Annotated in this window: 25 protein-coding genes and 1 pseudogene; 19 read left to right on the top strand and 7 right to left on the bottom strand. The window is 53.7% G+C overall.

The window, feature by feature from the left end; genetic code table 11:
• Window positions 1-128: 128 nt before the first annotated feature.
• Window positions 129-554, bottom strand: a complete 426-nt coding sequence (locus tag C7459_RS06790) for an Rv0361 family membrane protein (protein ID WP_170119318.1) — start codon at window positions 552-554, stop codon at window positions 129-131.
• A gap of 167 nt (window positions 555-721) precedes the next feature.
• On the opposite strand from C7459_RS06790, the pseudogene C7459_RS23800 reads away from it, so the two are divergent.
• Window positions 722-868: pseudogene (locus C7459_RS23800) on the top strand (site-specific integrase); the annotation flags it as partial.
• A 153-nt stretch (window positions 869-1,021) separates the two neighbouring features.
• Here the strand turns inward: C7459_RS23800 and C7459_RS06780 are convergent.
• Entirely contained in the window at window positions 1,022-4,645 is a 3,624-nt protein-coding gene (locus tag C7459_RS06780) for a rhamnogalacturonan endolyase family protein (RefSeq protein WP_109687699.1), read from the bottom strand.
• Window positions 4,646-5,189: 544 nt separating this feature from the next.
• Here C7459_RS06780 and C7459_RS23615 point away from each other — a divergent pair.
• Together C7459_RS23615 and C7459_RS06775 are read left to right on the top strand one after the other, a co-directional pair.
• Window positions 5,190-5,315, top strand: a complete 126-nt coding sequence (locus C7459_RS23615) for an FDLD family class I lanthipeptide (protein ID WP_211320354.1) — start codon at window positions 5,190-5,192, stop codon at window positions 5,313-5,315.
• A 345-nt stretch (window positions 5,316-5,660) separates the two neighbouring features.
• A complete protein-coding gene (locus tag C7459_RS06775) occupies window positions 5,661-6,869 on the top strand; it encodes a BtrH N-terminal domain-containing protein (RefSeq protein WP_109687698.1) in 1,209 nt (402 codons plus the stop codon).
• A gap of 33 nt (window positions 6,870-6,902) precedes the next feature.
• Here C7459_RS06775 and C7459_RS06770 read toward each other — a convergent pair whose 3' ends face one another.
• Window positions 6,903-7,421, bottom strand: coding sequence for a hypothetical protein (locus C7459_RS06770; RefSeq protein ID WP_109687697.1), 519 nt, complete (start codon window positions 7,419-7,421; stop codon window positions 6,903-6,905).
• Window positions 7,418-7,894, bottom strand: a complete 477-nt coding sequence (locus C7459_RS06765) for a hypothetical protein (protein WP_109687695.1) — start codon at window positions 7,892-7,894, stop codon at window positions 7,418-7,420. Before C7459_RS06765 ends, C7459_RS06770 begins: the two co-directional genes overlap by 4 nt.
• 160 nt (window positions 7,895-8,054) lie before the next feature.
• Between C7459_RS06765 and C7459_RS06760 the strand changes: the two genes are divergently transcribed.
• The 4 genes from C7459_RS06760 to C7459_RS06745 all read left to right on the top strand — a co-directional run bounded on the left by C7459_RS06760 (window position 8,055) and on the right by C7459_RS06745 (window position 10,653).
• Window positions 8,055-8,774, top strand: a complete 720-nt coding sequence (locus C7459_RS06760; RefSeq protein WP_245884431.1) for a polysaccharide deacetylase family protein — start codon at window positions 8,055-8,057, stop codon at window positions 8,772-8,774.
• A 101-nt stretch (window positions 8,775-8,875) separates the two neighbouring features.
• Window positions 8,876-9,454: a GNAT family N-acetyltransferase gene (locus tag C7459_RS06755; RefSeq protein ID WP_109687694.1), complete on the top strand. Its 579-nt coding sequence runs from the start codon at window positions 8,876-8,878 to the stop codon at window positions 9,452-9,454.
• Between the two features lie 89 nt (window positions 9,455-9,543).
• On the top strand, window positions 9,544-10,074 hold the full coding sequence (locus C7459_RS06750; protein WP_109687693.1) for a nuclear transport factor 2 family protein: 531 nt from the start codon (window positions 9,544-9,546) through the stop codon (window positions 10,072-10,074).
• 81 nt (window positions 10,075-10,155) lie between these two features.
• The gene (locus C7459_RS06745; protein ID WP_109687692.1) at window positions 10,156-10,653 is read left to right on the top strand and encodes a nuclear transport factor 2 family protein; all 498 of its coding nucleotides are present in this window, start codon (window positions 10,156-10,158) and stop codon (window positions 10,651-10,653) included.
• A 37-nt stretch (window positions 10,654-10,690) separates the two neighbouring features.
• Here the strand turns inward: C7459_RS06745 and C7459_RS06740 are convergent, their stop codons facing one another.
• Together C7459_RS06740 and C7459_RS06735 are read right to left on the bottom strand one after the other, a co-directional pair.
• Window positions 10,691-11,446 carry a C40 family peptidase gene (locus C7459_RS06740; protein ID WP_170119317.1) on the bottom strand — a complete coding sequence of 252 codons (756 nt, stop codon included), beginning with the start codon at window positions 11,444-11,446 and terminating at the stop codon, window positions 10,691-10,693.
• A gap of 115 nt (window positions 11,447-11,561) precedes the next feature.
• Window positions 11,562-12,539 (bottom strand): asparaginase, encoded by a 978-nt coding sequence (locus C7459_RS06735; RefSeq protein WP_146200963.1) that lies wholly within the window; start codon window positions 12,537-12,539, stop codon window positions 11,562-11,564.
• Window positions 12,540-12,664: 125 nt separating this feature from the next.
• Here C7459_RS06735 and C7459_RS06730 point away from each other — a divergent pair, with 125 nt between their 5' ends.
• From C7459_RS06730 to ypeB, 4 genes are all read left to right on the top strand, one after another.
• Window positions 12,665-13,351 carry a PrsW family glutamic-type intramembrane protease gene (locus C7459_RS06730; protein WP_170119316.1) on the top strand — a complete coding sequence of 229 codons (687 nt, stop codon included), beginning with the start codon at window positions 12,665-12,667 and terminating at the stop codon, window positions 13,349-13,351.
• Between the two features lie 65 nt (window positions 13,352-13,416).
• Window positions 13,417-13,581, top strand: a complete 165-nt coding sequence (locus C7459_RS23225; RefSeq protein WP_170119315.1) for a hypothetical protein — start codon at window positions 13,417-13,419, stop codon at window positions 13,579-13,581.
• Between the two features lie 124 nt (window positions 13,582-13,705).
• Window positions 13,706-14,509 carry a spore cortex-lytic enzyme gene (gene sleB / locus C7459_RS06725; protein WP_109687689.1) on the top strand — a complete coding sequence of 268 codons (804 nt, stop codon included), beginning with the start codon at window positions 13,706-13,708 and terminating at the stop codon, window positions 14,507-14,509.
• Window positions 14,510-14,536: 27 nt separating this feature from the next.
• Window positions 14,537-15,862 carry a germination protein YpeB gene (gene ypeB / locus C7459_RS06720; protein ID WP_245884429.1) on the top strand — a complete coding sequence of 442 codons (1,326 nt, stop codon included), beginning with the start codon at window positions 14,537-14,539 and terminating at the stop codon, window positions 15,860-15,862.
• Between the two features lie 95 nt (window positions 15,863-15,957).
• Here ypeB and C7459_RS06715 read toward each other — a convergent pair whose 3' ends face one another.
• Window positions 15,958-16,674, bottom strand: coding sequence for an N-acetylmuramoyl-L-alanine amidase family protein (locus C7459_RS06715; RefSeq protein ID WP_109687687.1), 717 nt, complete (start codon window positions 16,672-16,674; stop codon window positions 15,958-15,960).
• 142 nt (window positions 16,675-16,816) lie between these two features.
• Between C7459_RS06715 and C7459_RS06710 the strand changes: the two genes are divergently transcribed.
• The 8 genes from C7459_RS06710 to C7459_RS06675 all read left to right on the top strand — a co-directional run bounded on the left by C7459_RS06710 (window position 16,817) and on the right by C7459_RS06675 (window position 24,481).
• The gene (locus tag C7459_RS06710) at window positions 16,817-17,494 is read left to right on the top strand and encodes a flagellar brake protein (protein ID WP_109687685.1); all 678 of its coding nucleotides are present in this window, start codon (window positions 16,817-16,819) and stop codon (window positions 17,492-17,494) included.
• A gap of 89 nt (window positions 17,495-17,583) precedes the next feature.
• Entirely contained in the window at window positions 17,584-18,090 is a 507-nt protein-coding gene (locus C7459_RS06705; RefSeq protein ID WP_109687682.1) for a hypothetical protein, read from the top strand.
• A 98-nt stretch (window positions 18,091-18,188) separates the two neighbouring features.
• Window positions 18,189-18,869: a (d)CMP kinase gene (cmk, locus tag C7459_RS06700; RefSeq protein WP_211320353.1), complete on the top strand. Its 681-nt coding sequence runs from the start codon at window positions 18,189-18,191 to the stop codon at window positions 18,867-18,869.
• Window positions 18,870-18,883: 14 nt separating this feature from the next.
• Complete coding sequence (locus C7459_RS06695; RefSeq protein ID WP_109687680.1) at window positions 18,884-19,492, top strand: lysophospholipid acyltransferase family protein; 609 nt, start codon at window positions 18,884-18,886, stop codon at window positions 19,490-19,492.
• A gap of 103 nt (window positions 19,493-19,595) precedes the next feature.
• A complete protein-coding gene (gene rpsA / locus C7459_RS06690) occupies window positions 19,596-20,774 on the top strand; it encodes a 30S ribosomal protein S1 (RefSeq protein WP_109687678.1) in 1,179 nt (392 codons plus the stop codon).
• 49 nt (window positions 20,775-20,823) lie between these two features.
• Window positions 20,824-21,882 (top strand): type 2 isopentenyl-diphosphate Delta-isomerase, encoded by a 1,059-nt coding sequence (gene fni, locus C7459_RS06685; protein ID WP_109687676.1) that lies wholly within the window; start codon window positions 20,824-20,826, stop codon window positions 21,880-21,882.
• A gap of 22 nt (window positions 21,883-21,904) precedes the next feature.
• The gene (locus C7459_RS06680) at window positions 21,905-22,615 is read left to right on the top strand and encodes a DUF1028 domain-containing protein (RefSeq protein ID WP_109687674.1); all 711 of its coding nucleotides are present in this window, start codon (window positions 21,905-21,907) and stop codon (window positions 22,613-22,615) included.
• Window positions 22,616-22,843: 228 nt separating this feature from the next.
• Entirely contained in the window at window positions 22,844-24,481 is a 1,638-nt protein-coding gene (locus C7459_RS06675) for a hydroxysqualene dehydroxylase (protein ID WP_109687672.1), read from the top strand.

Here is a 24,481-nt window from a genome sequence, read left to right as displayed (position 1 = left end):
ATGTGCCTGAGATCGGAATTGTTGCAACACTTGAAGAACCAAAAAAAGCAGATTTACGAAGTTCGTAGTCTACGCTCGGTGTACCAGCACTAGGGGAACTTTGCCATCCGTTAATCGTGACAACGCTTCTATTCAGCATTTTTCTTTAGATCAATGTCTTCAATCACAACTTTCCACGTACCGTCTTCCTTTACTACGGGTAGCGTTACGTCTTGTATTCCAGCGGACTTTAACTTTGCGTGAAGTTCGAAGGTTGCGTGAGAGTCATCAACAAGTTTGACCGAGACGACTTCGGCTTTCAGAACGTCTTGTTCATTTGTTAAATTACTGTAAAGTTGTTTACGTTCAGCGTCATTCTTGAATCGAACGTCTTTAGAATACTGCATGATTTTGTCAACATTGCCGGTTTTCAATCCATCCACATATTGCTTGACTGCTTGTTTAGCTTCTTGCTCTGGGGTTGCAGACGCTTGGGACTTAGATACGCCAAAGTACAGACCACCAGCTACACCTACAGCAATCAGTGTTGCGAGTAAAGTAGTTTTTTTGTTCAATAAACTAACCTCCTTGTGATATATCAAGTCATTACAATTCTAAAATTTTTTCAAAAGGATTACAAGTACATTTCGAAATGTGATCATATGTATTAATGGAACGCATGAATGTAACACAATGCCTATTGTGTTACTTTAGGGAAAACCCGAATATTGTCATCACAGAGGAGAAGACGGAAAAGGAGGATACGAGGGTACAGGCATACCGAATTATGAACACCGTTGCGAATAAGGTTGGACTAGACGAGATCGGAACTCATACGCTTCGGAAAACGTTCGGGTATCACTTGTATCAGAAGACGAAAGACGTGGCTTACAACAATACGTGGAGGTGGTTTTTATGGAAACTTTCGGTCAACGTCTCCAGCGGGATTGTGTTTATTGCGATGCAATCCAAGGACTCGTACAAGTAGAAAAACGCGTCAGAACTTAGTTCTGACGCGTTTTTTGCAGAGGTGCGAATCTGTTTAGTTTTGAACCACGCTCAGGTCATCCACGTAGAACGTGCCCGATGCGTTGTTTGCTGATGCGCGGAGTACTGCATATAGGCGGAACGACGCCGTGTTCGCCGGGGTGATAATGCTTCTCGTCAACTGTACATAGCCCGTGGTGGTCAAGGTGTTCGCCATCAGCATATAGCCCGGCTCGGTATCGTTGTCCGTCAATTGCATGTAGCTCGGGACGGTCACACCGTATTTAACGGAGTTTGATTTGATAAAATGCCCATCGACGTCGTAGAAATCGATGTAGAGTTGCACAAAGGCATTGTTTAAGCTTTCGATGTTGTACATACCGCTGACGGTATAGGCTGTGTTTGCTCGTGCTGCAACGGATTGGTAGACATCGATGGCGGAACCGTTGGGAATCCCGGAACCCGCCACTTTTTGTGCGTACCTTCCCGAATAGACGGGGGACGTGACGACAGCGAGATCCGGGACGGCACCAGTAGGTACATAGGACGTCCAATTTTTCCCGACCTGCAAGCCAGTTGTGTCAGAAGCGGTGCCATTTTCAAAGCTTGGGTTAATCAGCAAGTTCGAAGATGCCATCGGCGTCAACGAAATCGTGTTCGACGCTGCCGATTCGCCGCCTGTGTTCACGGCGGTGACGTAATACGTGTAGGACGTGCCATTTGTCAGATTGGCGTCGACAAAGGTCGTGCTCGTCACAGGAGCCGTGTTGATTAGCACGCCGTCTCGGTAGACGTTGTAACTCACAGCTCCATCTGGCGCGGTCCAAGTCAGAGCGACCTGTGCATCCCCTGCCGTACCCGTCAAGTCACTCGGGGCCACGAGGATGGGGACGGGGATTACATTCACAGTATTGGAAGGTGCGGATTCCCCCGCGTCGTTGATTGCCGTCACAAAGTACACGTAGTTAGTTCCGTTAACGAGACCTGTGTCCGTAAAAGTTGTGTCTGTGAGGGGAGAGGTATTCACCTTCACCCCGTCACGGAAAAGGTTGTAACCCGTAGCCGACGCGGATGTTTTCCAAGTCAGGGTAGCTTGAGCATCCCCGGCTTGGCCTGTGAGATCGACGGGAGCATTCGGTGGGTAAGCATCCGGTGTGCCTCTCAGATCGAGATCATACATGTTGGCCGAGTACGTGGGAGAGGTATTCGTCACGACTACTTTGGCTACGTGTTGGAAATTGAGAGCCGTGAAAGCGTTGACGGGCGAGGCGGACGGTGTGTAGGTACCCAACAGCGTACCTGCCGTGTCATACAATTTGATCCGGAAATACCCATGCCCATACGAGTTCAGTCCCGTCACGGTCGCTGGGGTAGGCAGGACAAAGGTTTGGTTGTTGTTGTAGCCGTAGTAAGAGAACGTTGCATTGTCGCCGTCCGTCAGGTTCGTCACGCCCGTGGTGGACGCGAGCCCTCGCAGCAAACCAGCCGGTGACTTTGGCAAGGCTGAAACGGTGCTCAGCAATCCCTCACCGGATGTTGTGATCGGGGCGAGGTAGTAGGTGTAGGTGTTGCCGTTGATCACGTTCGTGTCAATAAATGTGGTGTCCGTAATGGGCGAGGTGTTGATCTTGTTGCTCGACTGAACCCCGTCTCTGTACAGATTATACTGAGTAACACCAGGCACTGAACTCCAAGTAAGGGAAACCCGGGCATCGCTAGAGGTTGCAGCAAGACCGGCTGGGATGGTATTGGCATCCGGAGTGCCTGTCAGATCGAGATCATACATGTTGGCCGAGTACGTGGGAGAGGTATTCGTCACGACTACTTTGGCTACGTGTTGGAAATTGAGAGCCGTGAAAGCGTTGACGGGCGAAGCGGACGGTGTGTAGGTACCCAACAGCGTACCTGCCGTGTCGTACAATTTGATCCGGAAATACCCATGCCCATACGAGTTCAGTCCCGTTACGGTCGCCGGGGTAGGCAGGACGAAGGTTTGGTTGTTGTTGAAGCCGAGGAAAGAGAACGTTGCATTGTCGCCGTCCGTCAGGTTCGTCACGCCCGTGGTGGACGCGAGCCCTCGCAGCAAACCAGCCGGTGACTTCGGCAAGGCTGAAACGGTGCTCAGCAATCCCTCACCGGATGCTGTGATCGGGGCGAGGTAGTAGGTGTAGGTGTTGCCGTTGATCACGTTGGTGTCTACAAATGTGGTGTCCGTAATGGGCGAGGTGTTGATCTTGTTGCTCGGCTGAACCCCATCTTTGTACAGATTAAACTGAGTAACACCAGGCACTGAGCTCCAAGTAAGGGAAACTCGTGCATCGCTAGCGGTTGCAGCAAGACCGGTTGGGTAGGCATTGGCATCCGGAGTGCCTGTCAGATCGAGATCATACATGTTGGCCGAGTACGTGGGAGAGGTATTCGTCACGACTACTTTGGCTACGTGTTGGAAATTGAGAGCCGTGAAAGCGTTGACGGGCGAGCCGGACGGTGTGTAGGTACCCAACAGCGTACCTGCCGTGTCGTACAATTTGATCCGGAAATACCCATGCCCATACGAGTTCAGTCCCGTTACGGTCGCTGGGGTAGGCAGGACGAAGGTTTGGTTGTTGTTGAAGCCGTAGTAAGAGAACGTTGCATTGTCGCCGTCCGTCAGGTTCGTCACGCCCGTGGTGGACGCGAGCCCTCGCAGCAAACCAGCCGGTGACTTCGGCAAGGCTGAAACGGTGCTCAGCAATCCCTCACCGGATGCTGTGATCGGGGCGAGGTAGTAGGTGTAGGTGTTGCCGTTGATCACGTTGGTGTCTGTAAATGTGGTGTCCGTAATGGGCGAGGTGTTGATCTTGTTGCTCGACTGAACCCCGTCTCTGTACAGATTAAACTGAGTAACACCAGGCACTGAACTCCAAGTAAGGGAAACTCGGGCATCGCTAGTGGTTGCAGCAAGACCGGTTGGGATGGTATTGGAATCTGGAGTGCCACTCAGATCGAGATCATACATGTTGGCCGAGTACGTGGGAGAGGTATTCGTCACGACTACTTTGGCTACGTGTTGGAAATTGAGAGCCGTGAAAGCGTTGACGGGCGAAGCGGACGGTGTGTAGGTACCCAACAGCGTACCTGCCGTGTCATACAATTTGATCCGGAAATACCCATGCCCATACGAGTTCAGTCCCGTTACCGTCGCCGGGGTAGGCAGGACGAAGGTTTGGGTGTTATTGTAGCCGTAGTAAGAGAACGTTGCATTGTCGCCGTCCGTCAGGTTCGTTACACCTGAGGTGGACGCGAGCCCTCGCAAGAGCCCCGGTGTCGATTTCGGCAAGAGGTTCACAGCGTTTGACGGGTCCGACGTCGTATTCCCAATGATCGCCGAGACCGTGTAGGAAAACGTCGTGCCATTGATGACCGTCGTGTCCACATAGGTGGTGTCTGTGACTGGTGTGCTTGTAATTTTTGTACCGTTTCGGTAGACGTAGTACCCAGTTGCGTCTGTGACAGGTGCCCAGTTCAATGTGACTACTGCGTTGCCAGCAGTCCCGCTAAGCGTTACAGGTCCCGTCGCTGCATACGCAGTTGACGTGGAAAAATCTAAAGTTGTGTTTGCCGAAACCAACAGCAGTGCACTAAGCACAGTCAAGCCGCTTTGCCACACTTTCGATCGTACTTTTTTCCAATTTTTCATGAAGTCACACTCCACCTGAAAGTCTCTTGCTCACACAAAATTAAAATCCAGTATTTCCTAGGATTCTCAACGAGTATAACATGGATAAATCTAGTATTCTAGAGATTGTTATCATTTTTTTATGCGTATAATTGCAAAACATTTGCTTTCTTGCTTCTGTTCGAATCCCGCTATTCCATATTGTAGAAGTCGCGCTGGGACTGGGTTCTGGCGCGTTTTTGTGTGTAGAGAAATGTGTTTGAGATAGTCGCAATGCAGGGATTTTGGCGGAACGGTTTTGGTTTCGGGGGAAACAGTCGGCGGGGACGATGTAAGAAGACTGATTGGGTGTGCCAACAAGCGAGACGCAAGCGCTACTGGAACTGGATTTGAATGATTTCAACGAAATATCACAATTTTCATAATCATCTTGAAATTATTGTTCTACCTGTGCTATAACAGATTTGAGAGAACTTTGTTAGAAATTCTTTTAACAAATGTGAACTCACCTAACAACTGAGACATACAACCTTGGTCAGTATGAACCTATAGGAGGTGGATTCGAATGGAAAACTTCTTTGATCTCGACGTTCAAGTAAAACCAACCAGCGTAGCTAGTGCAGGTGTGGTTCCCCTCTGGACAGGAGAGCTATGTTTCTCGCTCTCCTCTTGCCGACCTGCAGATATGTAGGAGGCCTGCTGATAATCCTGCCGGTCGTAGATTGCAAAAACCATCACCTGTTCTGAATCGAACGGGTGATGGTTTTTGTCTTTAAGGGAACTGGAGTGTGAATCTTAGCTTGAGAAGGCGGTCATGAACTTTGCAACGAGAGGGTAGGTCAAATGAGACCTGCTCCTATTATTTACCTGTATCAGAGCCGGTGATCAACCAAATATTGGAAAGTGGAGCTATCATAACAAGACCAGCCGAAATACAGACCTCCACTTCCTCGCCATCCGCCAAACCCTCAACCCCTTCCCTTTTGACATGTGAATCGTTATAATTCTGTAAACTAGTTCTAATCTGGAGGCACTCATGATAAAACAAAATGAAGACCTGCGACTAGGCGGGGTCTATTGCGAGACGACGGCAGCGCGTCACCTATTTGATCGGGCCGGACTGGTCGCTGCTCACAACGGCAGGCCGCTCAGTGAGGCGATGCTTTTTGGGATCAGCGGCGGCATCGGCTTTATGTATTTCAATTTTGAGTACGAGGGACACCCTCCCAGTATGTACATCGGGACTGCACACCGCTACAAAACGAAATTCGGCGCGTTGATGGACAACCTCTACCAACGGGTCGGCGTCCAGACCGTCGTGAAAACGTCCATGTCTGAAAAAGTGGCAGAGAAAAACCTCCGTCAAGCGCTGGAGCAGGGGACACCTGTTCTCCTGAATCTATGCTGGGGCGGACTGCCGTATAGTGGTACGAACGAAATGTACGCTGATTATGCGGTCGTCGTGACGGGCTTTCACGAACAAGAGGGCGTATATGAAATTGCAGATCGAGCCTCCGTGCCGCTTACCATCAAACCGGAGGCGCTTTCGAGAGCTCGTGCGGGAATCGCCTCCCTGAAAAACCGTAGCCTCACGTTGGCGCCAACAGATCAATCTCCATTGGATCTTCGCGAGGCAATCGTGGCGGGCATCCGTGCCTGTTTTGAAAACATGCTGAACCCGCCCACACCCGTCAACAACTTCGGCCTCAAGGGGCTTGAAAAGTGGGCGAACGTAGTGAATGATCCCAAAAACAAAAAAGGCTGGCCACAGGTATTCGCTACCGATGCAGACTTGTTCCAAGGCTTGTTTTCGACGTTCCGCTACTTGGAAATCGGCAATGGCGGTGGGGCGATGCGCGAGTTGTACGCTGCGTTTTTAACCGAAGCAGCAGAGGTCTTGAACGAACCGGAACTGCTCAACGTCGCCACGCAATATCGCGAGTGCGCCCGTTACTGGACGGAAGTGGCACATGCTGCGCTACCCGATTCAGAACCGCTTTGGAAGGAACTGAAACATATGACCTCGCTCAAGGAGCGACTGCTCTTGGAAAAAGGCATGGAATCTCCCCGTGAAATCGAGCCGATCAACGAACGCCTACACGTGATCGCGACTGCGATGCGAGAGTCGTTCGCATTTGACGCGAGCCAACGCCAAGAGCTGTTGGACGACCTACATCGAAAGCTTGTCAGCCTGGGACAACTGGAAAGAGCTGCAATTTCCAGCCTCCAGAAGTTGTTTTCATAAAAAAGGAGCAGCACGCAGGCTGCTCCTTTTTTTCTATTCCGTTCGCAAGTCGCTGGAGGCCTGTTTCGGTGGGCGCGTCAACCAGTGGTAAAAGACCAGGGTCATGCTCTGTGTGAACAAATAGATGACAAACGAGTAGGCGATCGTGTAGCCGTTCTTGTAGGTCAGCACGTGGAAGTACACCATCAGCCACTCAACGCCTACCGCAACAAGGGACCACCCGAGAATATAAAACACAACAGCTCGACCTCTGGCCCGCAACCATTCATAGAAGTAGATGAAAAAATACCCAAACGGAGCAAAGAAAAAGTACGAGACGAGGTCCATGATGCAATACCTTGGGGAATCGTTGACATCGTAGTAATCGAATAAACCACCACCGAGCGTAAAGTCATAAAACTTTGGGGTGGTAAAGGCCCAGATACAGAGCAGCAACGTGGTCGAGGTTGGCAATCTCTTGGGCAGCAACAGCAGCCCCGTGTACGTGACCACAGCTCCGATGATCACAAACCATTCATTCTGATCGAATTTATCGATCGCAAAGATGCTCATGGCAACCCCACCTCTTCCTTGGCAAACGCATACCGAAACCATTTGAGCAACAGCACGGCGATCAGCAGATACGAACCCGCAACCACCAACTCCTTTAGCATGTTAAAGTCGGGGAACGTGAAGGCTTTATATCGGATGCACAAGGTCTCCAAGCCCCAGACAGCCACCAAGTATCCAGCCACAGGCAGTGTTTTTTGCAAAAAGGTACGGCAAACCAACAGCAAATTGATACACAGCACTGGCAGCAACGGGACGAGTACACTTCGGTACACCACATACATGAGATACGTCGAGGTCTGTTTGGAGATCTCGATTTTCCCCAGTTCATATCCCAAAATCCACGAAACGCTGATGTTGATGTCCAAAATCACCAAGAACAGAAAGACACACTCGCGCCTGCTGAGCTTCTTAGGATAGGTGATCAAGATCGTAAGCAACAGCCAACAGATCGTAAGCAAGATCGTCAATCCCATCTGTTTATCTCCTTCACACTGACATGATCTCTTACCAAGGTTCCCCATGCAGACAAATCCCATGTAAGCGCGCCGCTCATTATGATCCACTTATCAGCCGGCAATCATTGCCGACCCACCGCTTCGCATGGTCTGATAGAACCAGAGGAGGGTTTTTCCCTTGAAGAAAAAAAGATCCATCATCGCACTGGCAATCGCACTCGTCCTGTTCATCTATTGCATCACGACCTACAAACTCATGAGTTCCCGCACGTATCAAGTAGCGGGCGAACTCGTCTCGCGCGTGGAGACCAGCCAGAAAGTCGTCGCCCTCACCTTCGACGATGGTCCGAGCGGGCACACAGATGATATACTCAAAACGCTCGAACAGGCGGACGTCCAAGCGACGTTTTTCCTGATCGGCACAGAGATCGAAAAGCGCCCAGAAGATGTCAAGAAACTGCTCCAAGCCGGTCACGAGATCGGCAACCACACCTACCATCACAACCGAATGATCTTCAAATCCCCGTCCTACCTGCGCGATGAGGTGGAAAAAACGGACCAACTGCTGCGCGACGCCGGGGTTACAGGCGAAATTCTGTTCCGACCGCCCAACGGCAAAAAGCTGCTCTACCTGCCGTATTACCTCAGCCAACACGACCGCAAGACGATCATGTGGAATCTCGAACCAGACTCGCTCGATGAGATCGCCTCCAGCGCGGACCAGATCGTCGAGTACACGCTCACCAACATCCAACCGGGCTCGATCATCCTGCTTCATGCCATGTACGACTCCCGCGCCGAATCGCTCAAAGCCGTGCAGGGCATCGTCTCAGGGCTCAAAGCTCAGGGCTACCAATTCAAAACGGTCTCCGAACTCTTGCAAATGCAAGGCAAGTAGCGAAAAAAGACCCCATCCACCAGCCGTGGATGGGGTCTTCTAGCGGGTTGTTGAATAGCATGGAGTGACCCAACCATTCCTGTTACGGAGGGATCGACCGCATGGCTTCCAACCCGCGCAAGACAGCCAAGAAAACCGCCACCACCAAGCGCAGCACAATCACCAAGAGCACCAGAAGCACCAAGACCCCCAAGCGTACAAGCAACATCCCACATGAGAAAAAATCCGCCGGTGCAAATGTATCCCTGCGGATGCTCACGGAGGCGGACGATGCATTTCTGCTCCAGAGCACGCGCCAGACGATGAAGGAAGTTTTCGAAAAGTCGGTCGGTGTGGAACTGACCGACAAGCTGATTCTCGAACAGATCAAGAGCAGCGGGGTCACGCTGATCATCGAACAAGGCTGCGTGCCGATCGGCTACACCTGCTACACCCTCTACAAACCGAAACGCATGTACTGGGGAGCGCTGGTCCTCCTGCCGACAGCACAGGGTCATGGCATCGGTTCACGCATCTGCGACAACCTATACGAGCACGCACGCCAATTAGGCTGTGAGGCCATCGACGGACACGTGCAGGTACACAATGAGGTCGCGGTAAAGTTTTGGAAAAGTCAAGGCTTTGAAGTCGTCGGAGGGCCAACGGCAGGCTCGTATGAAATTGAGAAAAAACTTCGATAAAAAGCAGCTACCCTCTTTCAATGTAACATTGTTTCATGTAATATAGGTGATAGAAGGATAACCTATATTAATGGAATGAGGGAGAAGTCATGCATCCGAACAAGCAGTTGCTCATCAACTTCTTTACCGCGATTCAGAACAATGACGTTGACGCACTGTCGGACTGCTATCATGAGGAACAACAAGATTCCGACCACATCTTGGACGATCTGCACGGGGACGACGCACGGATGATGCTGAATTGGTTTGTCAGCACTCGTGAGCAAGCACGCATGTTGGGTTACCGGATCTTGGAAGTGAGTGACAGCCAAGGTCGCGCGCGTTGGGAGATCGAATACCGCTCCGCACGTCGCGGTCGTCTGATCCGCCGGGAGATCGAATCTGAATTCCAATTCGAAGACGGCAAGATCATCCACCACCACGATTACTTCGACTGGGGCCGTTGGGCGCGCCGCACGTTTGGTCCGTATGGTTCCCACGTTTCGTGGGCACCGACCCGCGATCGCGTGCGCCGCAAAGTACGCAACACCATCGATGACTATACACATAATTGGTCCTATGGTATTGATATTAATGTGAATGGGAAGGAAATTCACATTGTAACGGGGAAAAGAAAGTAGTACAGGTTGAGTGGAAGCAGCTCGAGACCGCCTGAGGCGGTTTCGAGCTTTTTTCAGAGAGAAGGGGCAGGGGATCACAGGATGCAACATCCGAATGAGCAGTTGTTGGCCAAGTTTTACACCGCGTTTCAACAGAATGATTACGACGCAATCGCGGAGTGCTACCACGAGGACGCACAGTTTTCGGACGATATGTTTGAGAACCTGCGCGGTGACGAAGTGCGGGCGATGTGGCATATGTTTACACGAGGACAAGCCAGTGACAAAAAGATGACGTTCCAAGTCATCGACGCCGACGACCATCGGGGTCGGGGACGCTGGCACATCGACTATCACTTCTCGGTGACCGGGCGACCGATCCACAACGACATCGAATCGGAGTTTCGCTTCGTCGATGGCAAGATCATCTCGCACCACGATTCCTTCGACTTCGGTCGCTGGACGAGACAAGCGTTTGGCTTCAAGGGGATTTTCATGGTCTTGGGCCCGATCCGCAGCAAAGTGCAGCAAAAAATTCGCGAGACGCTCCAGGCGCATCATGTGAAAAACGCCGAAGCCGTGCGAGTGAAAGCAACGTAGAAAAAAGACCAAAGGGCTCCAGCCCTTTGGTCTTTTTTTAATAATATCTGCGCGCCCCGAGATAATGGGGGCCCCAATAGGAGTTCGAGAGGGTGTAGACGTAGATCCCGCGGCTGTTGGTCGCGGAGATGAATTTGTTGTGACCGACGTAGAACCCAACGTGCGAGACGTAGCCCGGTTGCTCCAGCGAGAAAAACACGAGGTCGCCCGGTTGCAATTGCGATTTGTACACGACTTTGCCCATGTGGTACATGTTGTTCGCCGTCGTGCGCGGCATCCTCACACCAAATTTGTTGAACATATAATAGATAAAACCCGAGCAGTCAAACCCACTCGGAGTTGCACCACCCCATGCATACGGGATGCCGACATAGCGGTATGTGTCGGCGACCAGTCTCCGCTTGACGAGCGCGTGTGACAACGCGGTGCGTGTCAACGGACCATATGTACCTGTGACGGGCACGCCGTATACCGCTTGAAACCTTTTCACCGCAGCGGCTGTGTACCAACCATAGTATCCGGTGGCGTGTGGGTAGGTGAAGAAGCCTAGCGTGGCGAGGTTTCGTTGCAACAGCGTCACCGATGCACCGCGTGAGCCATAGTGCAAGTTGACCGCTTGTGCCGGAACCGCTTCCTCCTCAAAGCCCGGCATCGCATTGGCCCATGCCGTCGCCAGATCGTGAGCGGCTTCCGTCGTCTCCGGTCGGGGGGAAGCCAGCGCTTGCTGTCCTGAATCGGTTAGCAACATCGTGGCGAGCAACAGGCCGATCAGCCCTTTTTTGGCAGAGTTCATGAGTGCCAATACCTCCTCTGAATTGCAAAACTCTCCCCCTACCATGCCCGCAACCCGCTCTGCACATGCAAAAAAGCCGTGACCACCTCGGTGGCGCACGGCTTTTTTGGGAGTATTATTCTTGGTCGAAGTACTTGCTGAGATCTGCAATCACAGGCGTTTCGCGCAACGCGGTCATCAATTTGATCCGCGCTTTTTGCCCGTTCAGGCCGTTGGAGAACAAAACCCCCAAGTCGAGGAGTTGCTTGCCTCCGCCTTCGTAGCCGTAGACGTCCTGCACAATTCCATTGTAACAGCGCGACACCAACACGACCGGGATGTCTTGGGCCAGCGCTCGTTTGATACCCGGCACAACGCCCGGAGGCACGTTGCCAGCGCCTAACGCTTCGATGACGATCCCCTTGGTTCCGTGATCGAGCAGGCAGTTGATCAGCAGGTCATCCATGCCGACCGCCATCTTCAACAGGCCGACTTCAGCGACGAGGTCGTCGACCGGGATGTGGGCGTGCGGTTTCGGCACGTGGCGGATCTGTACCGTCCGCTTGTCGAGGAACCCGATCGGCCCGACCGTGGGGGATTGGAACGTGGCTACGTTTGACGTGTGCGTCTTGGTGACGAAGCGCGCGGCATGAATGTCATCGTTGAAGACGACGAGCACGCCTTGTCCATGCGCTTCCTTGGAAGCGGCAGCGCGCACGGAGTTGAGCAGGTTCAACGGGCCATCGGCACCCAATTCATTGCTGGAGCGCATCGCACCTGTGACGATCACCGGTTTGCCAGGCGGCAGGATCAGGTCGAGGTAGTACGCGGTCTCTTCGAGCGTGTCGGTGCCATGTGTGATCACAATTCCGTCCACATCATCGCGCTGTAGGCGTTCCAGCACGGCACGTCCCAGCTCTCCCATCATCGCGGGGGTTAAGTGCGGACTGGGTACATTGCTAATGGCTTCGACCGAAACGGTCGCGTATTCAGCGAGCTTCGGCACGGCATGGGTCAGATCGGCGGCATTGGCGACGGGACGAACGGTCTGTGTCTGGGGGTCTTCGATCATCGCGATCGTGCCACCGGTTGTCATAATGATGATATGTTTCAAGAAAACATCCACCTCTCGTGGTTTGCATACGGGCTTTAGTGGATATTATGCCCTTCACCTGTACGCCGTGTCAAAGCAGGAATTTAAATCGTCGAGTCAGAATCTATAAGCGGGAGGGGTCTGCCTTGAACATTGTCTTGCTTATCGGGTGTGCAGTGGCACCTGCAATTGCCCTCATGTCCTTTTTCTATATTCGAGATCGCTATGACTCGGAACCGTTACAGTTGGTCGGCAAGCTGTTTTTGGTCGGCATGTTGTCCGCGCTGCCGGTGATGTATTTCGTGAAGTGGGTCAGTACGTCGATCAGTTCCCCGTATGTGCACACGATTCTCGTGGTCGCCGTGGTGGAGGAGCTCTCGAAGTTGTTGCTGACCTATTGGTTTGCGGTGCGCCACCATGAGTTTGACGAGGAGTATGATGGAATTGTGTATGCTGTCGCGACCTCGCTCGGGTTCGCGACCATCGAGAACATCATCAAAGCTCTGGCGCTCGGGTGGGATGTGATTCCGTTTCGCACGCTGTTCACGGTGCCAGGTCACGCACTATTTGGTGTGATCATGGGGTACTATTTGGGCAAGGCGAAGTTCACCACATCACGCCGCAAGCGGGTGCTCCTCGGTCTGCTGGCCTTCGGGTCGCCTTGGCTGGTACACAGCACGTATGATTCGTTGCTGATCTCCGAGCAGACGTGGCTCATCGCGTTGTCGATCCCGTTCATGGTCGGCCTCTGGATCAACGGCCTGCGCAAAGTGCGCGAGGCGGCGGAACGTTCGCCTTTTAAACCGCTGGAGAAAAACGCACCCGATGTATAAACCGACATCGGTGTGGCTACACTGTCTCTCATCACTTCATGCAAGTGCAAGGAGGCGGACTGTAGATGCCGGAACAAATCGACCGTGTCAAAGTACACATTCGTTGCAAGCAATGTGGCGAATCGTTCATTCTGCGTGGCGCACGCGACTACCGAGGTCACATCGACACCGGATTCAAGCGTTGCCTGTGCGACAACGAGACGCAATTTGATATCGAACCCCTCATCTAAATTGCGGGGTGTTAAAAAAGGGAGGGCCCGACGGGGCTCTCCCTTTTTTTGCCTCGGATACAGGGTGGGTACTTTCTCCACAATAAGACAAGCACACCGATTTCACACAGATGGAGGGGGTACTATGAGGAAAAAGTGGAGGTTGCTGATGGCGGCCTTGACTGTGGCGACGGCAGTTGCTTGTGTGGCCGTAGAGCCTGGGCTGGTGCAGTCAGGCACTCATGAATCCACGTTTACGCAACGTACTCTCGTACGAGGCAGCGCCGGTACCGATGTCCGCGAACTGCAAGGTCGACTCAAGTTCCTCGGCTATTATAAGGGCAGTCTGGACGGTTCGTTTGGGTACGGTACATACTGGGCCGTTCGCAATTTTCAGTACAAGTTTGGCATGAAGGTCGACGGCGTCGTCGGCAGCACCACCAAGACCAAGCTCGTAGCGGCCAGTCGCGGGTACAACCCGAACCAAGCGACTGCTTCGATTCAGCGAGCACAGGGCGGAGGAACTGCGAAGAAACCGGCCAGCAAAGCGACGGCTACCGCTACCCCGACACAGTCCTACGGCGGCAAAAACGTCTCCGCCAACGACATGAAATTGCTTGCCAACGCCGTCTACGGTGAGTCGCGTGGGGAAGTGTACATCGGGCAAGTGGCGATCGCGGCGGTCATCCTGAACCGCATGGACAACCCGAACTTCCCGAATACGGTTCCGGGGATCATCTTCCAACCCGGCGCGTTCACCGCGGTCGCAGATGGTCAGATCTGGCTCAGCCCGAACGACCAAGCGAAAAAGGCTGTCAACGACGCCCTGCGTGGATGGGACCCGTCAAGCGGCGCGATCTACTACTTCAACCCCGCGACGGCTACGTCCAAGTGGATCTGGGGCCGTCCGCAGATTAAACGCATCGGCGCACACATCTTTTGCCGATAGCACCTTGTAGAGAGAGGAGGGCTCTGCATGATGTTCTCTCGTATCACGTCCTTTGTTGTCGTCTTGGCGCTGGTGGTGGCCGGGTTCTGGGGCTACCGCGAGCATCGTGAAAAACAAGCGCTGCTGCTCAAAGCGGAAAACCAATACCAGCGCGCGTTCCATACTTTGAGTGACCATATGAACCTGTTACAAGACGAGCTCGGCAAGTCGCTCGCCGTCAACTCGAAATTGCAATCGACCTCGTCGCTGACCGAAGTGTGGCGACTATCCGCACAAGCGCGCAGCGATGTGGGTGAACTCCCGCTGTCCCTGATGCCGTTCAACAACACGATGAATTTCCTCAATGATGTGGGGAACTTCTCCTATCGGGTCGCCGTCCACAAAGACGAGAAGCAACCGCTGACCGATCAGGAATGGAACACGCTGCAGACGATGTACAACCGCTCCAAAGGGTTGGAAAAGCAACTGTCCAGCCTCCAGACGGCCGTCATCCAGAAAAACCTGCGCTGGATGGACGCGGAACTTGCCCTCGCGCAGACTGACAAAAAAACGGACAACGTGATCGTCGACGGCTTCAAAGCGATGGAAAAGCAAGTTCGCAACGCCAAGCCGCTCAATTTTGGCCCGACCGCCAACGCGTTGAAGACGCGCAACAACACAGATGTGAACAAACTGAGCGGCACGGCGGTCAACCCACAAGGGGCGGCGGAAGCAGCAGCTCGCTTCCTCGGACATGCCAATACACAGGGCATCTCCGCCAAGCGCAACGGGCAAGGCAATCTCTATCCTTCCTACTCGGTCACCGCCAAACTGCCAGGTGACGGTCAAGCCTACATGACGATCACCGAAAAGGGGGGCCACATCACCAACTACATGAACAATCGCGGAGTCGGCGATCCGAAGCTCGACCTCGATCAAGCGTCAGCGAAGGCTACCGCGTATTTGAAACAAAAGGGGATTGCGGGGGACACGATCATCCGCATCGACCAGTACGACAACGTTGGGGTCTACGAGATCGTGCCAACACAGGACGGGGTCCGCATCTACCCAGAGAAAACCACCGTCAAAGTCGCGCTCGACAACGGCGAAGTGGTCGGTCTGGTCGCACAGGATTATGCGTTCAACCACGTGGCGAACCGGCAGATACCGGCGGCCAAGATCTCCGAAGCGGAGGCGCGCAAGTTCGTCTCACCGAAAGTGCAAATTCAAGAGACGCACAGATCGATCGTGCTGGACGATCTAGGTCGCGAGCAATTCTGCTACGAGTTCATCGGCACGATGGACAACGACACCTACAAGGTCTACATCAGAGCGCTCGATGGCAAGGAGATCGGTGTTGAGAAGCTCAAGTAACTGGACAATCAGACAGCGTAACAAAGAGAGGGCCGGTCGCAACCGGGCCCTCTTTTTATGAACCTAGCGTTTGGGCGCTCGATTCTTTTTGGCGGTTACTGTTGCGTTTGCAGCCAACGTTCAACGCCTGTAGCAATCGCTTCAGCGAGTTGCTTTTGGTAATCGGCTGTATTCAGCCGAGCTTTCTCCTCGGAGATGTTCAGGTAGCCGCACTCGATGATCAGGCTGGGAATATCCTGTTTGCGCAGGAGGTAGTAGGTGCCGGGCTTGCTGTCGCGCTTGGACATTTCCGGCACTTGGTGGAGTTCCGCTTGTACGAGCGCGGCCAATTCCTTGGTTCCTTCGTTTTGCTTGGAGTAGAACACCTCTGCACCACCGCGTGTGGCGAGGGGCGAGTTGTTGATGTGCAGAGAGATAAACATCGTGGCTTGTTGTTCTTGGGTCATCTCGATGCGCTTGTCGAGGTCGCTGCGCTTGGAGGAGCTTCCTTTGCTGCCGTCGTTCGCGTAGTCGATATCCGACTCTCTGGTCATCGCGGTCTGGATGCCGCGCGCTTGTAGGGAGGCGTTCAACTGATGAGCGATCGCCAGCGTAATGTTTTTTTCCTCAATCCCGCCTGCCATGACACCGGGGTCGTAGCCGCCATGTCCAGGATCGATCATCACAAATGCAGGAAGCGGTGGCACGGTGGCATGTCGACCGACGATGGAATAGGAGGTCGTGGTGAAGACGAGCAGCAAGATCAGCGGTAGGAGCAACCTGCGAAAGCGCGGCAACCGCATGGTATGAAAAAAGATGGGGTGACGTTTCAAGGAAGTACCTCCCGTCCACAAGTTTCTGTACACTCTATTCAAAGGTCGTCCGCAACATTCGTCTCTTTCATTAAGGTAGAAACGTATCTGAAAATGTTATATACTTTTCATAGGTCGATACTCACCGGAGCGTGGTTTAAATATGGCATACCCAGTGATTGGGCAGAAAATCAACATCGAAGTGAAAGACGGCTCCTACGTGGGTCGCTACTCAGCACGGGTTCAAGACATGGAAAAGACAAAGATCTTTATCGACCTGCCGATGAAACTTGAAGCGAAGTCGCCGACCGTGTTGCCAGAGAAGATGACAATTATGGTGCGATATCGGTCGATTGACGGGGCGCAATGCAGTTTCGTCACCGTGGTTCTAGGTCGTGAAAAGCGCAACATCGACCTTTTAGGTCTGCACAAACCGAAAATCGAGGATGTACATCGCCAGCAACGCCGCGAGTTTTTGCGTGTGCCATTTCATCTCGACTTGGACTTGGTGTATATGGATTCGGTCACCAAGAGCATCATCACAGCCCAAGCGCGGGGGCAGGACATCTCCGGTGGAGGTCTGTCCTTTGCGATCCCGGCAGACTTGCCGATGCAAGCGAACGACATCATCGGATTCCGTTTCCGCATGAATTTAGAAGGCAAGGGCTACGACATCGTCGGCAAGGCGCGGGTGATTCGGATCGCGCCACCGAATGAAACAGGCTACAAAGCCGTCTCGTTGAAGTACTTCGAACTCAATGAGACAGACCGACAATTGATCGTCCAGTACTCCTTCAAACGTCAGATCGAGATGCGTGAGAAGGGCGTGCTCGGCAACTAAATTGCATACGAACGCGTGGCGCCGACGAACTCCAAGTATGAAACCCCCGGGACTAGCATAGGATGAGAAGTATCCGGGGGTGGTACAAGATGGATCAACGTCGGCGTCTTACATATGAAGAGCGTTTTCTGAAATCCTACGAGCGGTTGGAAAAGCCACTCTCTCGCATCGTGTTGTTGGGCTTTGTGCTGATCGTCGTCGCTCAAGTGTTGCTGGCGTTCCCGTCGGGACGGCATCTGCTCTCCTTGACCGACCGGCTGGAGGGCACACGCCAAAGCGGCGGTGTCATGCCGACCGCTGCACAGAGCGATGAACCTACACAAGTCACGATCACCAACGTCGACCAGCAGCAAGCATGGCCGAACATCTGGGTCAAACTCAATGGCGTGCCGGTCGTCAACTTCATGAAGTCGGAAGTCACCGTGCCCGTCAAGGAAGGCGATGTCCTGACGCTGGACTCCTCCAGCGTGGAGGGAGTTTTCCGGTTTCAAATTGATCACAACAGCCCGCACATCTCGTTTCCAGTGCCAGGAACGCTGGTCGAGTCCAATCAGGACCGTGCAGCGGAAGTCGGTCCGATTCACTTGATGAAATAGGGCCTTTTTGGTACTATCATAGTTGAGAAAACTTGCAACAAGCGGGCGCTGGCCTGCTTTTTGTCTATTTGGTCGCAACTTGGAGGCATAAACTACTGATGAATACTTTACGCGTGGCACTCGATGGACCGGCTGGCGCTGGGAAAAGCACCGTAGCCAAACGTGTGGCTGCAGCTCTTGGGGTGGCTTACGTCGATACAGGTGCAATGTATCGGGCTATCACTTGGAAGGCTTTGCAAAAGGGAATTGGACTTCATGATGAGGCAGCGCTCAACGAAATGGCCCATACCATTCACATCGATTTCAAGCCGCAACCTGAACGGCAAGCCGTCTTTGTGGACGGGCAAGAAGTAACAGACGCGATCCGCACCTTCGAAGTGACGAACAACGTATCGGCCGTCTCCGCAGTGGCTGGCGTCCGAGATGCGATGGTAAAACTTCAGCGCGACATCGCTTCCCGAACCGGCGTGTTGATGGACGGACGTGACATCGGCACCGTGGTGTTGCCCAACGCTGATGTGAAAATTTGGCTGACCGCTTCAGTCGAAGCGCGTGCGATGCGCCGCTACCAAGAGATGCTCAACAAGGGTGTGGAGTGTGACCTTGAACAGATCAAGGCTGACATTCAACGTCGTGATGAGTACGATGCATCCCGCGAACATTCCCCGATGGTGAAGGCAGAGGATGCTAGGGTCGTGGACACGACTGGCATGTCGATCGAAGCAGTAATCGGCGAAATTCAAGCGATTTGTCGCTCTGCCCAAGCACAGAAATCATAGGAGTTTTCATACAGATGAAGCTATATCGTATTTTCCGTGCTCTATTTCGTGGTTATTTTACAGTCGCCAATCGCTATGAAGTGATCGGGGCTGATCACATTCCCGCGCAGGGGAGCGTCATGCTCTGCTCGAATCACATTTCCAACTGGGACCCGATGCTGATCGGGAGCGGGGCGAATCGTACCGTTCATTACATGGCCAAGTCGGAGCTGTTCAAGATCCCGGTGTTCAACAAACTGATCACCGCGTGGGGTGCCTTCCCAGTCAACCGTGGTGCTGGCGACCGCCAATCCTTGCGTGTGGCGCTTCAAGTCTTGGAGGATGGCAAATGCATGGGGCTGTTCCCGGAAGGCCATCGCAGCAAGACTGGAGAGCTGGGCGAAGGTCAAACGGGCGTGGCGTTTTTTGCGTTGCGTTCTAATTGTGTGGTGATTCCAGTTGCGATCGTGGGTTCCTACCGTCTGTTCCGCAAAGTGCGCATCGCCTACGGGAAACCGCTGGACCTGTCGCGCTATCGGGAGGGCAAGTCTTCCAAGGAGACGCTGACACAGGTCACCCAGGAGATCATGAGCGCGATTGGCGAGTTGCAAAAAGCCAATCGCATGGAAGTTCCGAAGCGGTAACATACTAAGGGAGCCAATCTACACCTAGCAAGTTGTGGTTACAGAAACTTCTTTTGTTCAACTCTGCGATTTCAGGCTTCACCAAATAGAGGAGGTTGGAACAATGATAGAAGAAATGAAGGATCTCGACCTGAACACCTTGCAAAAAGGCGACATCGTCAAAGGCAAGATCACCAAGATCGAAGACGGTCAAGCGCTTGTAGACGTCGGGTACAAATACGACGGGGTCATCCCGATCGGCGAACTTTCCGTATTGCGCGTTGACAATGTCAGCGATGTGGTACAAGTCGGAGAGGAGCTGGAACTGAAAGTCATGCGCCTCAACGATGAAGAAGGCAAGATGATTCTCTCCAAAAAAGCGGTCGACAGCGTCAAGTCTTGGGATGAGCTGGAGCGCAAGTACGAACAGGGCGAAGTGCTGGAAGTAAAAGTAGCGGATGTCGTGAAGGGCGGTCTCGTCATCGACCTTGGCGTGCGCGGTTTCATCCCGGCCTCGCTTGTGGAGCGTCACTTTGTAGAAGACTTCAGCGATTACAAAGGCCGCACCCTGCGCGTGAAGATCGTGGAGTTTGACCGCAACGAGAGCAAGGTGATCCTCTCGGCCAAAGCGGTGCTGGACGAAGCGTTCGAATCGCAAAAAGAGGGTCGAATGAGCGCGATTCAACCGGGTCAAGTACTGACCGGTACCGTGCAACGGTTGACCAACTTTGGTGCGTTCGTCGACCTCGGCGGCGTAGACGGTCTGGTACATATCTCAGAGATGGCGCACCATCGCGTGAATACACCGGCAGACGTGGTGAAGGAAGGCGACACCGTCCAAGTCAAAGTGTTAAAAGTTGACCCGTCTGCAGGCCGCGTTTCGCTGTCGATCAAGGCCGCATCTCCCGGTCCGTGGGCGAACATCGGGGCAAAGTTCAATGCCGGCGACATCGTGACGGGCACGGTAAAACGCCTCGTGTCCTTCGGCGCATTTGTCGAACTGTTGCCTGGCGTGGAAGGTCTTGTGCACATCTCGCAAGTGGCCAATCGCCACGTGGCGACGGTTGACGAAGTGCTGGAAGTCGGCCAAGAGGTCAAAGTGAAAATCCTCGATGTCGTGGAAGGCGAACAGCGCATCTCCTTGTCGATCCGTGAAGTAGACGGCGACAACGAGCGTCGCGACGTGGAGAAGTATACCAAGCGCAGCAACAACAGACAGCCGATGAACTACTCCTCCAACGATGAGGGCGGTAGCGGCCTCGGCACGTTAGGTGATGTGTTTGGCGATCTGTTCAAAAAGTAAGGCAGGTACAACGTAGAAACTAGAGAGTGAAGAGAAGCGAGGGAGACACGTGTCGATTGAACAGCGCAAGTTGGATCATGTACGGTATGCCTTAGCATTGAATCCAAGCCTTGACAACGGATTCTCGGATTTGAGGTTCGTACACCGCGCGTTGCCAGACTTTGATCTGGGAGATGTCACCCTTGCGACCACCCTTGGCGGACTGAGTTTCAGTTCGCCTCTTTTGATTAACGCGATGACCGGCGGGGCCGGACGCACGGAGGAGATCAACCGAGGGTTGGCGGAGGTGGCGAAGCGAACTGGATTGGCGATGGCGGTCGGTTCGCAACGGGCTGCTTTGAAGGACCCTGCGCTGGCACGCACCTACTCGGTCGTTCGGGATGTGAACCCAGCGGGCCTCCTCATCGCGAACTTAGGGGCGGGTGCAAGTCTGTCAGATGCACAGCGTGCTGTCGAGATGATCGGGGCCGATCTGATGCATCTGCATCTCAACGCGGCACAGGAATTGACGATGCCTGAAGGGGATCGGTCGTTCCGCGGGCTCTTGGAGAAGATCCAAGCCGTCGTGGAAGGATTGTCCGTGCCCGTGATCGTCAAGGAAGTCGGCAACGGGATGTCGGCAGAGACGTACCGCAAACTGGCTGCTGTCGGCGTGCGGGTTGTGGACGTCGCGGGGATGGGGGGCACCAATTTCGTGTCGATTGAGAACCGCAGGCGATCAGGCTTGATGTTCGAGCAGTTGGAGCGCGAGTGGGGGCAGACGACGGCGGTTGCGCTGTTGGAAGCCCAACCGTTTCTCGGCGCGTTCGACGTGATCGGCTCCGGTGGTGTGCAGAGCGCACTGGATGTCGCCAAATGCCTCGCGCTCGGTGCTAACGTCGTCGGGGTGGCAGGAGCGATCCTCCGCCCGCTGATGGAGCACGGTATTGAGTCGGCGGTGGAGATCGTCGAGCACTGGCACGAAGAATTGCGCGTGATCTTGACCCTGCAGGAATGCCACTCCGTGGCTGAGTTGCGCGAACGCCCGCTGATCGTGCGCGGGCAGACGGCTGAATGGAGTCGCTTGCGTGGAATTGATCTGGAGCGGATCGCTCGACGCGGGCTGTAACCAGTGAGGAGGTCGTTTTTGAATGATCGAGCATGATCTGAATACATTCTCCATCGTCGCTCGCGACCCGATGACCGGGCGGTTTGGGGTGGCGGTGACGACCAAGGCGTTTGCGGTGGGATCGCTGTGCCCGTTCGCGAAGTCGGGTGTCGGCGCGATTGCGACACAGGCGCGCGTGAATCCGACACTGGGTCCGAAAGGCTTGCGCTTGTTGGAGCATGGGCTTTCTGCCGAAGAGACTTTGGAAGCGCTGCTCGCCGATGATCCGGGCCGTCAGTACCGTCAGCTTGGCATCGTCGACAAGTATGGTCATGCCATCGCCTACACGGGCGAGGAAACCAATGCGTGGACGGGGCATATCATCGGAGACTCCTTCACCGTGCAAGGCAACTTGCTGACGGGCGAAGAGGTTGTTCAAGCTGTGGCGGCGACGTATTCTGCGTCGACGGCATCTTTTGAACAACGGTTGATCGCGGCCTTGGTGGCAGGTCAACATGCTGGCGGTGACAAGCGCGGCAAGCAATCGGCAGCGCTCCTGATCGTCGATGAGGACGAGTTTCCCTATGTGGACATCCGAGTTGATGACAACCCGGAACCGCTCAAGGAACTACAACGGCTCTACAACATTCACAAAAACGGCCTCCTCTCCATCTATCAGGATTGGGTCGAAGGCGTTCGCTCTGGCAAAGTCCCTGAGGACATAGCCAAAAGCGATGAGCATAAAAAAAGCTGACAGGCAGCCACGCGCTCCTGTCAGCTTTTTTTATGTGCATTCACTTGGGCATTCATAGAGGAAAAAGGGGAGGTCAAGAAATAAATCTTCATATCCAGTCAACTTTTTCACTCTAAATGATAAAAATCTCGAAATTTTGGTCTGATGTAGTTTTTCAAATCACCTGAAAATGATATAAGTAAAGGAGTGAGAAACAACGTGTAACGGGGAAAGGGTGGCTTACAGTAGATGCAGAAAAAAGTAGTGATTCTAGGTGGCGGCGTAGCAGGGATGACAGCGGCGCATGAATTGATCGATCGCGGGTTCGAAGTCGTCCTGTATGAGTACAAGGACATCGCGGGCGGCAAGGCGCGCAGCATCCCGAAAAAAGGCACCGGCACCGACCAGCGCCCTGACTTGCCTGGCGAGCACGGGTTCCGGTTCTTCCCAGGCTTCTACCGCCACGTGCCGGACACGATGAAGCGCATCCCCTTTGGACAAAACGCCAACGGCGTGTTTGACAACCTCGTTTTTGCAACCCGCACCGCCACGTTGCGCGAGGCGGGTCCGATGGTCGTATCGCTCGACAACTTCCCGAGCAACCTCTCGGACATCAAAGTGATGTTGCGTTCACTATTTGATAACAACATGGGGCTGACCCTTTCCGATATCGATAACCTCGTCCACAAGACGTGGCAGATCCTCACCTCTTGCGACGAGCGCAAGGACGAGGAGTATGAAAAAATCGCGTGGTGGGAGTTCGTCGAAGCGGACGAACAATCCGAAGCGTTCCAACATTTCATGACAGCTGCGACACGCGTGCTGGTCGCTGCGAAGTCACGCGAGGCGAGTACGAAGACGATCGGCAACGTGTTCGCGCAACTTTGCCTTGATTTGATGACGCCGGGCATCGGTGATGACCGCCTGCTGAACGGGCCGACCAACGACGTCTGGATTGAACCGTGGTTGCATGATCTGCGCTCGAAAGGCGTGGAATATCACATGAACGCCGAAGTCAAGCAGATTCATTGTGAGAACGGTGTGATCACAGGTGCCACCATTTTCATGAACGGTGAGGAGTTTGTCGCGACGGGCGATTACTTTATCAGCGCCCTACCTGTCGAGATCATGGCACAGAAGCTGACCGACGAGATGTTGCTGGCAGACCCGACCTTGTACTACATCAAGCAACTCGCCGGATCGGTCGCTTGGATGAACGGCATCCAATACTTCCTCAACGAAGATCTGCCCGTTGTGCATGGTCATCTGTTGTTCATGGATGCGCCGTGGGCGCTGACCGCTGTCTCGCAGGCGCAGTTCTGGCCAGACTTTCCGATGCGGAGTTTCGGGGACGGGCAGGTCAAGGGCATTCTCTCCGTCGATGTCTCTGATTGGGACACTCCGGGCGTTCTATATGGAAAAACGGCGATGGAGTGCACCGCCGAGGAGATCAAAAACGAAGTCTGGGCGCAGATGAAGACGTCGATGAACCAAAATGGCGACTGGTTGCGCGATGAGATGATCCACGATTGGTTCCTCGACCCGGACATCCAGTTCGAGAACCCGTCCGGTCAAGTCGAGACCAATCTGGAGCCGTTGCTGGTTAACAAAGCGGGCACGTGGCAATTGCGCCCGGATTCCTATACGCAGATTCCCAACCTGTTCCTCGCGTCCGACTATGTGCGCACCAACACCGACCTCGCCACGATGGAAGGGGCGAATGAAGCGGCGCGTCGGGCGGTCAACTCGATCCTCAACCGTTCGGGTTCGGATGCAGAGCCGTGTGAGATTTTTGATCTGTACGACCCGGCTCTTTTTGCGATCTTCCGCCATCATGATCGCACCCGCTTCAACGAAGGGCTGCCTTGGGACGGGAAGTTATTCTAA

The sequence above is a fragment of the Tumebacillus permanentifrigoris genome, assembly GCF_003148565.1.
In the GTDB taxonomy this organism is placed as follows: Bacteria; Bacillota; Bacilli; order Tumebacillales; family Tumebacillaceae; genus Tumebacillus; species Tumebacillus permanentifrigoris.
This window is presented reverse-complemented; position numbering and strand designations above follow the sequence as displayed.

Coding starts and splice junctions, on each gene's coding strand:
- C7459_RS06780 (WP_109687699.1), bottom strand. CDS start 4,645: ATGAAAAATTGGAAAAAAGTACGATCGAAAGTGTGGCAAAGCGGCTTG.
- C7459_RS23615 (WP_211320354.1), top strand. CDS start 5,190: ATGGAAAACTTCTTTGATCTCGACGTTCAAGTAAAACCAACCAGCGTA.
- C7459_RS06775 (WP_109687698.1), top strand. CDS start 5,661: ATGATAAAACAAAATGAAGACCTGCGACTAGGCGGGGTCTATTGCGAG.
- C7459_RS06770 (WP_109687697.1), bottom strand. CDS start 7,421: ATGAGCATCTTTGCGATCGATAAATTCGATCAGAATGAATGGTTTGTG.
- C7459_RS06765 (WP_109687695.1), bottom strand. CDS start 7,894: ATGGGATTGACGATCTTGCTTACGATCTGTTGGCTGTTGCTTACGATC.
- C7459_RS06755 (WP_109687694.1), top strand. CDS start 8,876: ATGGCTTCCAACCCGCGCAAGACAGCCAAGAAAACCGCCACCACCAAG.
- C7459_RS06750 (WP_109687693.1), top strand. CDS start 9,544: ATGCATCCGAACAAGCAGTTGCTCATCAACTTCTTTACCGCGATTCAG.
- C7459_RS06745 (WP_109687692.1), top strand. CDS start 10,156: ATGCAACATCCGAATGAGCAGTTGTTGGCCAAGTTTTACACCGCGTTT.
- C7459_RS06740 (WP_170119317.1), bottom strand. CDS start 11,446: ATGAACTCTGCCAAAAAAGGGCTGATCGGCCTGTTGCTCGCCACGATG.
- C7459_RS23225 (WP_170119315.1), top strand. CDS start 13,417: ATGCCGGAACAAATCGACCGTGTCAAAGTACACATTCGTTGCAAGCAA.
- sleB (WP_109687689.1), top strand. CDS start 13,706: ATGAGGAAAAAGTGGAGGTTGCTGATGGCGGCCTTGACTGTGGCGACG.
- ypeB (WP_245884429.1), top strand. CDS start 14,537: ATGATGTTCTCTCGTATCACGTCCTTTGTTGTCGTCTTGGCGCTGGTG.
- C7459_RS06710 (WP_109687685.1), top strand. CDS start 16,817: ATGGCATACCCAGTGATTGGGCAGAAAATCAACATCGAAGTGAAAGAC.
- C7459_RS06705 (WP_109687682.1), top strand. CDS start 17,584: ATGGATCAACGTCGGCGTCTTACATATGAAGAGCGTTTTCTGAAATCC.
- cmk (WP_211320353.1), top strand. CDS start 18,189: ATGAATACTTTACGCGTGGCACTCGATGGACCGGCTGGCGCTGGGAAA.
- C7459_RS06695 (WP_109687680.1), top strand. CDS start 18,884: ATGAAGCTATATCGTATTTTCCGTGCTCTATTTCGTGGTTATTTTACA.
- rpsA (WP_109687678.1), top strand. CDS start 19,596: ATGATAGAAGAAATGAAGGATCTCGACCTGAACACCTTGCAAAAAGGC.
- C7459_RS06680 (WP_109687674.1), top strand. CDS start 21,905: ATGATCGAGCATGATCTGAATACATTCTCCATCGTCGCTCGCGACCCG.
- C7459_RS06675 (WP_109687672.1), top strand. CDS start 22,844: ATGCAGAAAAAAGTAGTGATTCTAGGTGGCGGCGTAGCAGGGATGACA.